The 15,666-nt window shown below is 47.2% G+C and carries 10 protein-coding genes; 6 read left to right on the top strand and 4 right to left on the bottom strand.

The window, feature by feature from the left end; translation table 11 throughout:
- Positions 1 to 4: 4 nt before the first annotated feature.
- From L5L94_RS13865 to rraB, 3 genes are all read left to right on the top strand, one after another.
- Positions 5 to 805, top strand: coding sequence for a metal ABC transporter permease (locus L5L94_RS13865; protein WP_263163652.1), 801 nt, complete (start codon positions 5 to 7; stop codon positions 803 to 805).
- A 162-nt stretch (positions 806 to 967) separates the two neighbouring features.
- Positions 968 to 1,711, top strand: a complete 744-nt coding sequence (locus L5L94_RS13860; protein ID WP_105250295.1) for a 1-acylglycerol-3-phosphate O-acyltransferase — start codon at positions 968 to 970, stop codon at positions 1,709 to 1,711.
- Positions 1,712 to 2,017: 306 nt separating this feature from the next.
- Positions 2,018 to 2,425 carry a ribonuclease E inhibitor RraB gene (gene rraB, locus L5L94_RS13855; protein WP_113939164.1) on the top strand — a complete coding sequence of 136 codons (408 nt, stop codon included), beginning with the start codon at positions 2,018 to 2,020 and terminating at the stop codon, positions 2,423 to 2,425.
- Between the two features lie 82 nt (positions 2,426 to 2,507).
- Here rraB and L5L94_RS13850 read toward each other — a convergent pair whose 3' ends face one another.
- Both L5L94_RS13850 and L5L94_RS13845 read right to left on the bottom strand, forming a co-directional pair.
- Positions 2,508 to 3,482 carry a sensor domain-containing diguanylate cyclase gene (locus tag L5L94_RS13850; protein WP_113939163.1) on the bottom strand — a complete coding sequence of 325 codons (975 nt, stop codon included), beginning with the start codon at positions 3,480 to 3,482 and terminating at the stop codon, positions 2,508 to 2,510.
- Positions 3,483 to 3,500: 18 nt separating this feature from the next.
- Entirely contained in the window at positions 3,501 to 4,496 is a 996-nt protein-coding gene (locus L5L94_RS13845) for a response regulator (protein ID WP_028759518.1), read from the bottom strand.
- Positions 4,497 to 5,058: 562 nt separating this feature from the next.
- Here L5L94_RS13845 and L5L94_RS13840 point away from each other — a divergent pair.
- Positions 5,059 to 5,865 carry a crotonase/enoyl-CoA hydratase family protein gene (locus L5L94_RS13840; RefSeq protein ID WP_173247591.1) on the top strand — a complete coding sequence of 269 codons (807 nt, stop codon included), beginning with the start codon at positions 5,059 to 5,061 and terminating at the stop codon, positions 5,863 to 5,865.
- Between the two features lie 35 nt (positions 5,866 to 5,900).
- Here the strand turns inward: L5L94_RS13840 and L5L94_RS13835 are convergent, their stop codons facing one another.
- Together L5L94_RS13835 and rapA are read right to left on the bottom strand one after the other, a co-directional pair.
- Positions 5,901 to 6,803, bottom strand: coding sequence for an alpha/beta hydrolase family protein (locus L5L94_RS13835; protein WP_263163649.1), 903 nt, complete (start codon positions 6,801 to 6,803; stop codon positions 5,901 to 5,903).
- A 223-nt stretch (positions 6,804 to 7,026) separates the two neighbouring features.
- Complete coding sequence (gene rapA, locus L5L94_RS13830; protein WP_263163647.1) at positions 7,027 to 9,933, bottom strand: RNA polymerase-associated protein RapA; 2,907 nt, start codon at positions 9,931 to 9,933, stop codon at positions 7,027 to 7,029.
- Positions 9,934 to 10,339: 406 nt separating this feature from the next.
- Here rapA and L5L94_RS13825 point away from each other — a divergent pair, with 406 nt between their 5' ends.
- Together L5L94_RS13825 and L5L94_RS13820 are read left to right on the top strand one after the other, a co-directional pair.
- Positions 10,340 to 11,734: a PhoH family protein gene (locus L5L94_RS13825; protein ID WP_263163646.1), complete on the top strand. Its 1,395-nt coding sequence runs from the start codon at positions 10,340 to 10,342 to the stop codon at positions 11,732 to 11,734.
- A gap of 215 nt (positions 11,735 to 11,949) precedes the next feature.
- A complete protein-coding gene (locus L5L94_RS13820) occupies positions 11,950 to 15,666 on the top strand; it encodes a response regulator (protein WP_263163644.1) in 3,717 nt (1,238 codons plus the stop codon).

Raw genomic sequence — 15,666 nt, 5'->3', positions numbered from 1 at the left:
ACCTATGTTTGATCTTGAGCTGATGTCGATTCTGTTACCTGCATTGGCAGCGGGGATCTTAGTGTTGTCGACGCATATTGTACTTGGGAGACAAGTGCTTAAGCGTGGCATCATTTTTATTGATTTAGCGATAGCGCAAGTTGCCGCTTTAGGCGCGATTGTCGCTCACATGGACCACAGATTAGAAGATATGCCGTTTGCTAATGTGTGGATGCCAGCGCTGTTTGCCCTTGCTGGTGCAGGGTTTATCGCTTGGTTAGCTAAGCGTATGGCGGGTGAGTTGGAGGCTATGATTGGCTGCTTTTACGTCTTGTCTGCGGTGGCCGCAATGCTGTTGCTGGCAAACGACCCACATGGCGCCGAGTTGTTAAAGCAATTGATGTCAGGTCAGATCCTGTGGGTGAGTTGGTCACAACTGATTTTGCCGGCCGTAGTGTATTCACTGGTGTTATTAGCGATATTCCTGCGCCCCCAGATGTTGGACGGGGCAGGATTTTATCTGCTATTTGCGCTAGTGATTACCTTATCGGTTGAATTAGTAGGCGTTTATCTGGTGTTCAGTACCTTGATATTGCCAGCTTTAGCGTTGAACAAGTACCGTGGTAAAGGTCGGCTATTTTACGCTTACCTCGTCGGTTTACTGGGCTATGTTTTGGGCTTAGTTCTGTCGACGACCTTAGATCTCCCTAGTGGTGCGGCAATTGTCGCGACTTTGGCCGTGAGTGCCTTAGTTATCCGCTTTGTGTTAAGTAAAGTCTCACCTCAGGCAACTGAGCCTGAAATCTTACCCAAGCACCACGCTTAGTTCGATATTAATCTTAAAGCCCATCGATACACTGGAGGTTCAGTATATCGATGGGCTTTTTTTGCTTGCTTGTTAGCAAGTCAGCTTACAGATGTAAACAATATATTGAGTCCCAAAGCCATGGTGGCTATACTGTCGCCACTTTTACAGTCGGAGTAAATCGTGCTTTTAATCGTCAGATCAATGTTGTTGGCGGTATCCTTGTTGCTTGCCTTTATTTTTGGTGGCTTAGTGTGTTTATTAAGGCCTCGCCATCGCGACAATGTACATATGTTCGCCAAGATCTTCTCATCGGTTGCGCCAATCCTTGGGATTAAAGTGATTGTTCGCCGGCACGAAGATGTGCAGGACGGCCCGTATATTTTCTTAGCAAATCATCAGAATAACTTTGATCTCTTTACTCATACGACAGCAGTTCCTAAAGGTACAGTGAGTTTAGGCAAGAAGAGTTTGGCGTGGATGCCGCTATTCGGTCAAATCTATTGGTTGTCAGGAAATATTCTTATCGACCGTAAAAACCGTCACAGTGCCTTTGATACTATGGCTAAAACGGTTGAAAAAATTAAGCAGAAGAATCTATCCGTATGGATTTTTCCTGAAGGTACACGTTCGCGTGGGCGTGGTCTGTTACCTTTTAAAGCGGGAGCTTTCCATACTGCAATCGCGGCGGGAGTACCAGTGGTGCCAGTGGTTGCTTCGTGTCAGAGCCATATTAAGTTAAATCGCTGGAATAACGGTGTCGTCATCATCGATATGATGGCACCTGTGCCGACCGCAGGTTTAGATAAAGCCGATGTGAAAAACTTCTCTGCGCAAATTCATGCCAGTATGTCGGCGAGATTTGCTGAGATAAATCAAGAAGCGGCAGCACTTATGGGTAAAACTCTCGCGAGTGATGACGTATAATATACCCAAGCTACCTGAAGATACGAGTTTCAGAGCGCCTAGGGTGTTTCAATTCAAGGCGCATCAATGAAAGAATGTCGGTCACCTTTTGAATTGATGCAACACGGAAATGGAGTGCCCTAGGCGCTCCGTCCCGGCGGGTTTTAAAGCACTTTATGCTGAGTTGGTTATTTTTAACTTAGCCCGCTAGGTCTGCAAATAACCGCCTTACCTAAAGTGCGTTAAATTCCCGCTGAATCCTGCATCTTCAGGTTGTTTGGGTATAATGCCAATTTGAGCCAGATTTACCTTAACGGAGACAAATCCATGTCTATTGAAAGTCAGTTAAAAGCCCAACTTGCAGAGAATCGTGACATAGTGCAAGCCCTGCTTGACGATGGCTCAGAGCCTGATGCGGAATATGTTATTGAGCATCACTTTTCATCGACCAATTTTGACCGTCTTGAAAAAGCGGCTGTGGACGCCTTCAAATTAGGTTTTGAGGTGAATGATGCCGAAGAAATGGAACTGGAGGATGGTTCAATTATCTTCTGTTTCGATGCTGTCGCACACCACAAACTGGATGTTGAATTACTGGACAAAGCGGCCGAGCAATTGCTGCAATTAGCGGTAAAGCAGAAAGTGGAATATGACGGTTGGGGTACCTATTTCGTCGGCGATGAAATGGATGACGAAGAAGATGAAGACGAAGAAGATGATGGTTTTCCTCATTAATTCGTTGGCGGATCTCGAGTTTAATCTTCACTCGTTTTAAATAAAAATGCCCATCATTGATGGGCATTTTTATTGGGTATACTTAGGATTTACTTGTTTTACTCGTATGTAAAACACTGCAGTTACGGCCTTTTTGTTTCGCTTCGTACAGGGCTTTATCGGAGCAGGAGATCCAGCTAGAACTGCTGGTAATATGGGAGCCAATTTCACATACGCCTAAACTTACCGTCACAGTAATCTTAAGGCTTTCATACACTATGACGGATGCGGCGATTTTCTCCCTGAGTCGCTCGGTAAAGTTCATCGCATCTGCGCCGCTGGTTTTAGGCAATACAACCGCAAATTCTTCGCCGCCATAACGCCCTGCACAGTCGGTATCACGTAAGGATTGGCTGAGTAAGTGCGCAATATGCTGAATGACTTTATCACCCGCCACATGACCATAGCTGTCGTTGATATGTTTAAAGTTATCGATATCTATCATGACTAAACTTGCCATACCTGAGTAGCGGGCATACAAGTCGTACTCGTGGTCTAAACACTCTTGCCAATGACGACGATTATGCAACTGAGTTAGACCATCGGTTTGGCTAAGGCGTTCGAGTTGCTCGTTGGCAGCTTTAAGTTGCAATTTGTTGATGGCGATATCTGTCACGTCATAAATAATCACACTGATATGGGTCACTTGTCCCGTGAGCGATGCCAGCGGCAGCAGGGTCACGTTCTGGTACATATAGTCTGCACGGCCTGTAATCGGGCGATAGTTTTTAAATTGGAAAACGTACGGACGTTGTTCCCAGCTAATAAAAGCACGGTTTTTAAGCATGAAAACCGATTCCATTTTCTGCTTTAACCAAGTGGCAGGCAGATCGGGGAAGCGGGTAAATAGGTTTTGACCTTTGATCGAATTAGGGGAAACACCGCTGTGATTCTCCATAAAACCGTTCCACAGCTGGATATTGTAATGGCGATCTAATACCACTAATCCCACCTCTATGGTTTGTACCATATCGATGAGCCAGTGTAGTTCGTTCATTGCGCTTTGGTCATTTGACATAGGATAAAATCCAACTGGTTAATCGAGTAAATAGCCGAGTTTATAGCTAAGTGTGGGGATAGAATCCTCGGTGAAGAGCAGTAGCAAATCGCATTGAATATTATGATCTTCAATCCGATAGTTGATCTCCATTGCCAAAGTTCGGTGCCATTTCTCTGAATTATCATGGATCAGATCGTTAACCGTGCAGTGCCGTCCCAGCACGACAGGGTGAGCCTGACTAAATTTCATGTCGAGCTGTTCAGAAATGCCGTTAAGGAAAGCGCCTATCAGTACGTTTCCAGTATCAATTAGGACTTCTATCTCAGTATTTTTGTCTTCTGGATTAGCTAATCCCATCAGCTTGGCCATGTCCTTAAAGCTGGAATCATGGAACAAAAGCAGGGCTTCTCCCGCAATACCCGCACCGATAAAACCTTGGCAGAGTGCTGATACAGTTGAGCTTTCTTCCGTGGCTTTGAGCGCCATGGTTAACTCACTGACTTCAAGCACGTTCACATTAGGGATAGGTAGTAACACGAATACATCGAGTAACTTAGCTAACAGATCGGCGGCGCGTCCCATGGCAACGTTGGCTATTTCTTGGCAAGCGTCGCGCATGTCGACTTTGATCATCGGGACTTCGTCGGTGAGATCTTTCTGCGTCAGCGTTAAGATGCCGTAATCTTGTAAAATGTTGCTGATGGCATCGGCGCTCACCGGTTTTTGAATAAAATCTAACGCACCCAAGGCTTTAACCCGCTCGTGAGCTTTGATTTGAATATCGCCGGATACCACAATAATCAGCGCGGGTAAGTCCTGTTGCTGGACGGTTTGCAGTACTTCATAACCGTCCATTACAGGCATGTTGAGATCAAGAAACACCACTTCGCCTTTTCCAGCGCGGATGGCATCAAGGCCTTCGGCACCATTGGTCGCATAAGTTATTTCCACATCCCACTCTTTGGGAAGTGTGCGGGCCATTTGCTTACGTGCCATGGCGGAATCGTCACAGATGAGTACAGATATTGACATGCTGACTAGTGATCCTTATTTGCCCATTTATTGAAGATAACACTTATTTTTTAGGTCTGACTGACGAATTGCGTTCTTCGGGCAAGTCTGATTAATATCTTTTATATGTAACTTATAGATATCATTGATAAATTTATATTTTCTGATGGCATTAAAATTTGAATCATTGTTGAATCAAATCATGCTGAATCTTAAATCGAACTGGCTAATGTTTAGTAAATAACAAGGATATAGTGACTAAAAAAGGACTATAGAATCCATATATGGCTGCCCAATCATCCTTCGCTGCAGGTAGCATTGCGATACTGGTGTCGATTTTTAGCAGTTAAATAGCTAGCGGTTAAATACGCTTAATTATTGAGCTTGCTAAGGCTATCTAATCGAAAAATACATTAGGATTACTGCACGTAGTGATGACAGCCTAACATAAGTTGCCTTCAATCCATGATGGAATTGGCAATATTTTGACTTAAGTCAAAAAACAGGCTCATGTTATATCTTTTAGTGAATTATGCCAAACGTGTTAACATTTATTCTGGACTGACCAGTAACGGAATATTTCATGAGTGGCCAAAGTGTACAAGTTAAAATCGATGATGGCATCGCCTACGTGTTGCTTAATCGTCCTGAAAAAATGAATGCTATTAACTATTTAATGTTTAGTGAGCTTGACTGCGCGATTAAAAGTATTAAATCCAATCGTGCGGTGCGAGCCGTGATCCTCTCGGGAGCGGGTGGGCATTTTAGTTCAGGGCTTGATGTCAAAAGCGTGATGTCGGCACCGATGCATGCAGTTAAGTTACTGTTTAAGGGTTTACCGGGGAATGCGAATTTGGCACAGCGGGTGTCACTAGGTTGGCAAACCTTGCCTGTGCCAGTGATTGCTGTGCTTGAGGGCTGTTGCTATGGCGGCGGTATGCAGATCGCTTTAGGCGCAGATCTGCGTATTGCTAGCCACGACAGTAAGTTATCTATCATGGAAGCCAAATGGGGACTCGTGCCAGATATGGCGGGTTTAGTCGCATTAAGGCAAATTATGCCTAAGGATCAAGCCATGTTACTTAGCCTGACGGCAAAAGTGCTTGAGAGTCATGAAGCGCTGGCCTTAGGACTCGTGACACAAGTGAGTGAGACGCCCATGGAAGCCGCTGAGCAATTGGCGCGGCAACTGATGCAAACCTCACCGGATGCTGCTGCGGCCATCAAACTTAGCATTAATCGCAGTTGGACTGCTTCTATCCGTAGTCTGCTGTGCCGCGAGTCTATTAGTCAGATTCGGTTATTGTTAGGCAAAAATAGCAAGATAGCGGCGACGCGTCAGCTGAAAGATCCGCAGAAACCCTATCGGGATCGACAATCGGGTTGGTAATGCTATTTTGTCTGAATTAGCTTGAATCGCCGTTTTTACTGCGCGCCGCTCATTCGGGCAGAAAAGCCTTTAATCGCATTTAAGCAATTCTGCCATGCGCTCTCGTTATCTAAATTGAGCGCTAGGGTAGTTTGGCGATAGTTAGGGCTTTCTAAGGTCACCGCGAGTTTTTTGCGATTGTCGGCTGTTTCTAATGAGGCTGGGTGACCGTCTGGCGATTGAATATCTAAAATGGGCAGCGTGAGTTTTGCCAGTTGTTCTGCGAGTGCTTGATTACGCTGTTCGTCTTCTCGATAGGGATTGATGACAATCAGCACATCGGGATCGGCAATCTTCTTCTGGCTTAATAGGCTAATCAATAATCCTGCACTTTGGTCGGCGGTGATCAAAATACGTTTTCCTGCATAATCTGCACCGACGGCATCTAACTGCGACATGCTTTTGACGAGAAAATCTTCCTGCTCTTGCTGGTGCTTGCTGTTATCTTCGGGCTTGATTTTAGGGCTTGGTTTGTTGGACGGTGAGCTTAATTGCGCGGCGCCAGGCGAGGTCACTTCAGTAGCGGCGGTAGCAAAGTTAGCTGCGGGCATTTCAGTTGGCGGAGTTAAACTTAAGCTGGCCCAACCGGCAGGATTGATATTGCGGCGTACAAACGCCATCAATCCAGGCGCGTCTGCGGTACCATTGGTGGCGGGCAGGATTATCGCCGCACCAAGTTTCTTTTTACCTTCCCATGGTCGCACTAACAAATCGTAGGGCTGATTATCAATCGTGATTTGTTTAATTTCATTTGTGGGTAGATAGCTGTGATTCGACTTTTTGGCACTGATTTCGGCTGGCGCAGATGTTGGTGGAGTTGTTGTCGTGTCTGCCGCGTGGGTAGCGATGGTTGTGATGCCGAGAATGAGGCAAAAGAGGAGTGAAAGAATGCGCGGCATAGAATTGATAACCACCTGTGTAGTCTCATAAATTCATCAGTGTTTGAGTATAACCTGAACAATTACCAAAAAGTGAATTTTCCTCGCCAAAGAATTGCACCTGTCATTTAGTATAAAAAGCCACTTGTAATAAGAGGCCACTTGGAATCGAAAGCCACAGGGCACAAAAAAGCCCAACGCTGAGGCTGGGCTAATTGATGGAAACCTGCTGTTCCGCTTGGGTCTATACGTGGCTGACGAGGACCATACGGATCGCATCGAGTTGTAACTGGCTGGCATCTAGATAAGTGTTTAACTCTTGCATCTGATTGCGCAGGTATTCCAATTCATCCTCACGGATATTGGGGTTCACAGCCTTAAGTGACTCTAAACGATCAAGCTCTGCACTCAGTTGCTGAGTCATTTTCTCTCTGGCTTGGGCGACCATTTCATCGACAACCACTTGAGCATATTCTTCACCCTTAGCAAATAACGGATGCAAAATAGGCTGAGATGCCGTGACTAACTTGCCGCCAATGTGACGATTCACTGCGCTTAATTGCTTATCGAAACTGGCGTAATCCACTTTAGCCGATAGATCGTTACCGTTTTTATCCAACAACACGCGAAGGGGGGTAGGCGGTAAATAACGGTACAACTGGCTCGACTTAGGTGCTGAGGCATCGGCCATGTAGATGAGTTCTAAGAATAAGGTACCTGCTGGCAGGGCTTTATTCTTTAGAATTGCGACGCTGGTGGTGCCAGTTTCAGAACCTGTGATCAGATCGAGCCCCGTTTGCACCAGCGGATGCTCTTGGGTGATCAGCGCAATATCATCGCGTGATAACGCTGTGTCACGATCAAAGGTCACTGTTACGCCATCTTCTGGCAAGCCAGGGTAAGTTGGGAACATCATGTGTTCACTCGGGCGCAGAATAATCGAGTTTTCACCCTTATCTTCTTGATCAACACCGATAATATCCCACAGACGGATCACTGAGCCGATTAAATGAGTATCACCGTCACTTTGGGCAAGGCGGTTGACGATTGCCAGTGCCTTCTCGCCGCCGTGTGAGTTGATTTCCAGCAGCTTGTCGCGGCCTTGCTCCATGGCGTGCTTGAGTTCTTTATAACGGCTCTGGGTGTGATTGAGCAGGTTTGTCAGCTCATCGCTGTCATCACCCACAAGCACGTTTAGCAGATCTTCGGCAAATTCACTGTAAAGCACATGACCACTCGGACAAGTGAGTTCAAAGGCGTTCAGCCCTTGGTGATACCACTGCATCAAACGTTCTTGGGCGGTATCTTCAAGGTATGGCAAGTGAATTTGGATATCATTTTTCTGGCCGATACGGTCTAAACGACCGATTCGCTGTTCCAATAGATCGGGGTTTAGTGGCAGATCGAACAGCACTAAGTGGCTGGCAAACTGGAAGTTACGACCTTCAGAACCAATTTCAGAACAGATCAACGCCTGTGCGCCGCCTTCCTCTTGGGCAAAGTAAGCGCCGGCTTTATCGCGCTCGATAATCGACATGCCTTCGTGGAATACTGTTGCTTGAATACCTTCGCGGGTGCGCAGGGCCTCTTCTAAGCTCAGGGCGGTTTCCGCTTGGCTGGCGATGATCAGCACTTTTTTGCTGCGGTGTGATTTTAAGAACTCAATTAACCAATCCACACGGGGATCGAACTTCCACCAACTGGCGCTGTTATCTTCAAATTCTTGATACAGTTTTTCAGGACTCAGGGCTTGCGCCGCTTTCGCCTCTAATGACTTGTGTCCGCCCATCATGCCGCTGACTCGTGCGGCAGTTTGATATTGATCTGGCATGGCGTGTGGATAAGCGTTAAAGAAACGCTTAGGGAAGCCTTTTACCGAGGCGCGACTGTTGCGGTATAACACGCGGCCAGTACCGTGACGGTCGAGTAATTCTTGCAGTAATTCGCTGCGGGCGGCTTGCTGTACTTCGGCATTAATGCCGTCGGCTTGGATTAAACGAATACTTGGGCTGATGTCTTTTTCACCCAGTAATTCGGTCAAGCTGTTGATGGCGGCGTCGGGTAATTTAGCGTTGCCAGCCAGCGCTTCGGCGGCAATGGCGACGTCTTTATAGCTGTCTTCTTCGGCTAGGAAGGCATCGTAATCGTAGAAACGATCCGGATCGAGCAGACGCAAACGGGCGAAGTGACTTTCATGGCCAAGTTGATCCGGCGTTGCGGTTAACAGTAAAACACCTGGGATCACTTCGCTTAATGCCTCAACTACTTGATAGGCGCGGCTTGGCGCTTCTTCGGTCCATTCTAAGTGGTGCGCTTCGTCAACCACTAACAGATCCCAATCGGCATCTAGGGCTTGATCTAGACGTTTTTTCTTACGCAGTAATTCGAGTGAACAAATCACTAATTGTTCTGTGTAGAAAGGATTGTCGTGATCAGCATAGGCTTCTACACAACGGTCTTCATCGAATACCGAAAAGCGCAGATTAAAGCGGCGCAGCATTTCCACTAACCACTGATGGCGCAGAGTATCGGGCACGATAATCAGAATGCGTTCGGCGCGGCCAGTAAGCAGTTGTTGGTGAATAATCAGACCCGCTTCAATAGTTTTACCTAAACCCACTTCGTCGGCTAACAGTACACGCGGTGCATAGCGACGGCCGACTTCATGGGCAATCCACATTTGATGCGGAATAAGTCCAACACGTGGACCTTGCAGACCCAGCAAATCCGATGAGGCCAGTTTGTGGCGCAACATTTGGCATTGATAACGCACACCAAAACGGTCGAGGCGATCGATTTGGCCAGCAAATAAACGGTCTTGGGGTTTGTTGAAACGAATATTGTGGTTCAGCAGGGTTTCACGCAGTGTCGCTTGCTCGCCTGTCTCACTGTGAATGCCGTGATAGATCACTATCCCGTCTTTCTCGGTCAATTCACTGACCGCAAGGCTCCAGCCTTCATGGCTTTCAACCGAATCGCCGGGATTGTATATAACGCGTGTCAGAGGGGCTTCTGCTCGGGAGAACATGCGGTTCTCACCCGTGGCAGGGAATAATACAGTGACCATACGGCCTTCTACTTGAACCACAGTTCCTAAACCAAGCTCTGACTCGGTATCACTTATCCAACGTTGACCTAAGGCGAACGGCATCTTAAATTCTCATTTCTAGGCGGACTCTAACAAAGGGCGCGTATGTTATACCAATACTCGTGATATTTAAATCGCCCTCTCACCCGTTAGAGCCTAATTCCCAGAGTGCTAGATTACAAATTGTACAAGCGACAAAATTGTCATGTCAGTACATGAAACTGTCACGCTAATGTCACATCCGCGGTTATACACTGCTTCGAGTCTGTAAGGTAAACAATGGTTGCTGTATTGTTATCTCGTGAGTTTGGTGCCAATATCAACTTAAGGTTTAAGTGCGAGTAAAGTGCTATCAACTTGAACCTTATGATCATTCTTTGCCATATGCTTAGCCAGTAATAGGAGCCGTGTAACTTTTATTGAGACTCAAAAGTGTGTTTAAACTTTAATGAAGCACTCTGGAGGCGCCATGGAACAAGACGACAGAAAGTTGTTTGTACTGGATACCAATGTGTTACTACATGAACCTTTGGCGATCTATTCGTTTAAAGAGCACGATGTGGTCATTCCGATGACAGTGCTAGAAGAGTTGGACCAGATTAAAGATCGAAAGAGTGATGTGAGTCGTGATGCTCGGGTTGCTATCAGGGCATTGGAAGATACCCTAGGCGGTGAAACTACCCCTGAGCAGATTATCAATGGCGTCCCTTTACCCAGCCGAGAGGGTCATGCTGATGCCGTCGGTTCGCTCTCAATTTTCCCTGATCACCTTGTCGATTTTACCTTAGGCGCACTGCCTGGAGATGGAAACGACAATCGCATTATCAATACCGCGCTACATCTACAAAACCTACATCATCCCCGTACCGTTGTCTTAGTCACCAAAGATATCAATATGCGCCTTAAAGCCAAAGGTGCAGGTATTCAATTGGTTGAGGATTATCGAACTGACCAGTTGATTGATGATATCCGCTTCCTCAGTAAAGGCTTTTACCAGTTTGAAGGTAATTTTTGGGAGCACTTGAACAAGGTCTCCACCGAGCGCCACGGTAGACATACAGTGTATGAAGTACCGCTCAAAGACCTCGAAAATGATAATTTTTATATCAACCAATATCTTATCGACACAGAGTCTGATTTTTGCGGTCGTGTTATCGAGCGCACAGACACCCATTTACATATTTTAGATTTAGGCCGTGAGCGGGTGAAAAACCTCGAGGCATGGGGTGTTAAACCTAAAAACGTCTATCAAGGCATGGCATTGCAGGCGCTGCTCGATCCCGATATCGATCTGGTTATCTTAACCGGCCCTGCGGGTTGCGGTAAAACCTTGCTCGCCATGGCGGCGGCGTTGGAACTGGTGGTCGAGCGTAATCGCTACGACAAAGTGATCGTCACCCGTAACACCCCTGAAATCGCCGAATCTATCGGCTTCTTGCCCGGCACGGAAGAGGAGAAGATGATGCCGTGGCTGGCCGCGATTACTGATACGCTCGAAGTACTGCATAAGAATGATGTGAATCCCACTGGCAGCATGAACTACATCATGGAGAAGGCTAACATTCAGTTTAAGTCGATAAACTTTATGCGCGGGCGGTCGATCCAAAACTCCATAGTGTTATTAGATGAATGCCAAAACCTCACTGCCTCGCAGATCAAAACTATGATCACCCGTATGGGCGAAGGCACAAAACTGATTTGTTGTGGTAACTTAGCGCAAATCGACTCTAACTACTTAACTGCTGTTACCTCAGGTTTAACCTATATTGTCGAACGTTTTAAAGACTTTGAAGGCAGTGCCAACGTGTATCTGAATGGCGTGGTGCGTTCACGCTTAGCAGAATACGCCGAAGAGCATCTGTAAAGCAGGTCGGTTTAATTTAGGGTAATGACTAAGGCCTCAGATATGGAGGCCTTAATTTTATGGAGTAGTAGATTTTTAATCGACTTATCAGTGGTATGAGTAGGCTTTATCTGACAATTATTTTATGTGATTGGCAGTTCCTTCCTGCTACTATATGGAGCTCATAGTTTTTGCCGCCGTAGGCTGAAATTAAGCGCTGCAATCAAGGGTAGTGGATGAAATCGAGTGAGCCGGATCTCCAACTAAAATCGCCGATCCAGAAGAACTACAACCGTGCCGTTTTTTATACGTACATCGGCGTTATCGTCATGTCTTTGTTGACCGCATGGATGTTTTTCGACCGCCAAAAAGCACAGCAGATGGAACAGCGTGAAGAGCAGGTTCAGCGCCATGTATTGCAAATCGATTTGCTACTTGAGTCGAGCATTAGAGCGGTAAAAAGCTTACGCAACGTTGCTGTGGATCATTTACGTTTGGGCGAACTCGTGCGTAAAGAACGCTTACCCCAATACGGTAAATTCAACGAAAGCGGCCAGTATTTTACCTTAGAACCTAGCTACGCCCAGAGCGGTGAACCCTTTACCAACATGGGTAGGATTACTGGTGCGGGTTCCCTCGACGGCCGCGACGACAAGTTCTATCAAGAGCTTGAGATGTTGTTTGAGCTGTCACTGTCATTCCCCGTCGCCAAAGAAGCCGCCCCGAAAGCCTCGGCGATTTATTACCTGTCGAAACGTAGGATCATGTCCTACTTCCCTTGGTCGAATGACGATCAACGTTTTAGGGACGAATTACTCAACAAGAAACAGTTCCAATACGCCACCCCAGCAATGAATCCGCAGCGCAGTGTATTTTGGAGTGAAGCCTATGTTGACTCCACGGGCAAAGGCTTATTGACCACTTTAGGTGTGCCCATTTATTTGGATGATGAGTTCATTGGCTCAATCAACTTAGACATGACGCTTGCCTCGTTAGCGCGGCAAATTCGGGTTTACTTTAAGATGCCGGGCACAGTGATTTTGCTCGACCAACAGAACAATATTTTATCCCACAGCGATTTTGATAGCTCAGATATCAATCGGGTCTATCACATCAGCCAACGTATTCCCTCTGAGCTGCATTCTTTACCTGAGTCGGAATTGTTCGATGCCCACGACGGCATCATTCGTAACGGCTATTACATCCACTCGGTTGCCCTGCATAACGCGCCTTGGCGTTTACTGTATTTGCAGGATGAAGACGACCTATTCCAAGACTCGTGGGAAAAACTGCAGCTGACCTTTATTTTAGTGGTTATCGCCCTGTCGGTGTTGGTGACCATAGTGCATTGGCAGACGCGTCGATCTTTTGTGAGTCCAGCCTCGCGATTACTGTCGCACCTTGAAGGTTGCTCCCAAGAGCCACGTAAACCACCGGAGAAAATCACCCGTGGCTGGGAGCCTTGGTTCTTGTTGGTGAGTCGGATTTTTGAGGAAAACAAACAATATACCCACCATCTGGCTGAGCAGAATAAGCGGCTCGATAAGCTAGTGGCGCGGCGTACTGAACGCTTAAAAGACACCACAGAGCGGCGTGAGCGCGAATATGCGCTACTGCGATCCCTGCTTGACTCGATTCCTGAAGCGATTGTCTTTAAAGATAAAGAAGGCAACTATTTAGGTTGTAACAAGGCGGCTGAACGCATGCTGGGTTACACAGAGAGCGAGATGATAGGTTTATCATCTGAGGATCTGACCTCGCCTGAAATGGGCATACGTATCCGCGCCGAAGACGAACAAGTCTTAAAAGATCGCACGCCGCTGCGCTACCAAGAAAAGGTCGAGCTTGCGGGCAAACCTGTGTTGCTCGATACCCTTAAGCTGCCTTTCTACAATCGCCGCGGCGAACTGCAGGGATTGATTGCCGTGTGGCGTGATGTGACGCGGGAATACGAATCCGCCGAACAATTACGCCTGTCCGAAGAGCGTTATCACTTAGCTATGGATGCGGTGGAAGATGGCCTGTGGGACTGGTATTTAGACTCTGAACAGATCATTTGTAACCCAGCCTATTATTCTATGCTGGGTTATAAAACCAATGAATTCCCAGCTTTAGTATCGACGATTGATGAATTATCCCACCCCGACGATCGTATTCGCGTCGAGGAATACCGTGCTCAGTATCTTGCTGATCCCGTCGGTGCTTTCGAAATTGAATTCCGTATGTTAGGTAAAAATGGCGGCTATCACTGGGTGTTATCCCGTGGTCGTGTGGTGGAGTTCACCGCCGAAGGTCAGCCCAAACGTATGCTTGGTACCCATAAGGATATTACCCGCCATAAGAGTAACGAAGTGGCGCTTTTGGAAGCCAAGCAAGACGCCGAACTCGCTAACCTCTACAAGAGTGAATTCTTGGCCAACATGAGCCATGAGATCCGCACGCCGATGAACGCCATTATCGGTATGTTGCAGTTGGCACAGCGCACCTCGTTAACGGCGCAGCAGAAAGATTACCTCGAAAAAGCTGGTTTCTCGGCACAATCGCTGCTGAGGATCATCAACGATATTCTCGACTTCTCTAAAATTGAGGCGGGTAAGTTGGAGCTTGAGCGGGTGCCATTCCCGCTGGATAAAGTGCTCGATCACGCTCTGGATCTCAATGCGCTTAAGGCACAGGAACAAGGCGTCGAGTTACTCTTATATGCCCCTGTGACGGCGGGACTCATTCTTAAGGGCGATCCGCTACGTTTAGGCCAAGTGCTGATTAACCTGTTATCGAATGCGGTGAAATTTACCCAATCTGGCGAGATTGAGCTCGGCTGTGAAGATGTCGGCGAGCGGGATCATCGGATTACCTTGAAGTTCTGGGTGCGCGATACGGGGATCGGCATAGGTAAAGATCAACAGGATAAGCTGTTTGATGCCTTCGCCCAAGCCGACGGTTCGACCACTCGTAAATACGGTGGCACTGGCTTAGGTTTGTCGATCAGTAAGCATCTGGTGTCTATGATGGGCGGCAAGATGCAAGTGCAGAGTGAGCTTGGGGTCGGTAGTACCTTTAGCTTCACCATCAGTTTTGAAATTGCAGAAGCCGCTAAGATTGAGCCTTTGGTCGTGCCGGAAAAACTTAATAGTCTACGCACCTTAGTCGTTGACGATAACCCGACGGCACTGCAAATTTATTCGACCTTGATGCGAGATTTCCACTTCGACGTCGCCACTGCCGCCAGTGGTGCCGAAGCGCTTTACAAACTGTCGCGGGCACCAATCGATCTGTTATTGCTCGACTGGATGATGCCAGAAATGGACGGTAGCGATGTGGTCAGTGCCATAGATACTATGGTCGCCGAAGGCCGCTTAGCGAAACGGCCTGTGATTATCATGATGACGGCCTATGCGGCAGAGCCCTTGCAGCATGAAGTCGATAGTGCCAATGTGTTTGCCGTACTGCAAAAACCCTTCAAGGCATCGAGTCTGTTCGATGAGATCATTGCCGCCTTTGCCGATGAACCGAGATTGAATGTGGTTCAGCCTATGGTTGAAGTTCAAGTTGAGGAAGGGGAGCACACAGGTTTAGTGCTGCTGGTGGAGGATAACTTTATCAACCAGCAAGTGGCCACTGAACTCCTTAAGAGCGCTGGCTACGAAGTGGTGCTGGCCGACAATGGTCAAGTGGCGCTGGATACCATCGACTCGCGGCCGTTTGATGCTGTGTTGATGGATATTCAAATGCCAGTGATGGACGGGTTAACGGCCGCAAGGGCATTGCGTGAGCGTTTTAGTGCCGATGAACTGCCTATCATTGCCATGACAGCCCATGCCATGTCGGGCGACAGGGAAAAGAGTTTAGCAGCGGGGATGAATGCCCACATCACTAAACCCATAGTGCTCAACGAATTATTTGAAACATTAAATCACTGGATCAAACACAAGAACCAGCATCAGAATCGTTAA

Source organism: Shewanella sp. SM21 (assembly GCF_025654335.1).
GTDB lineage: Bacteria > Pseudomonadota > Gammaproteobacteria > Enterobacterales > Shewanellaceae > Shewanella > Shewanella oncorhynchi.
The sequence above is the reverse complement of the archived record's forward strand: the minus strand, read 5'-3'. Positions and strand labels throughout refer to the sequence as shown.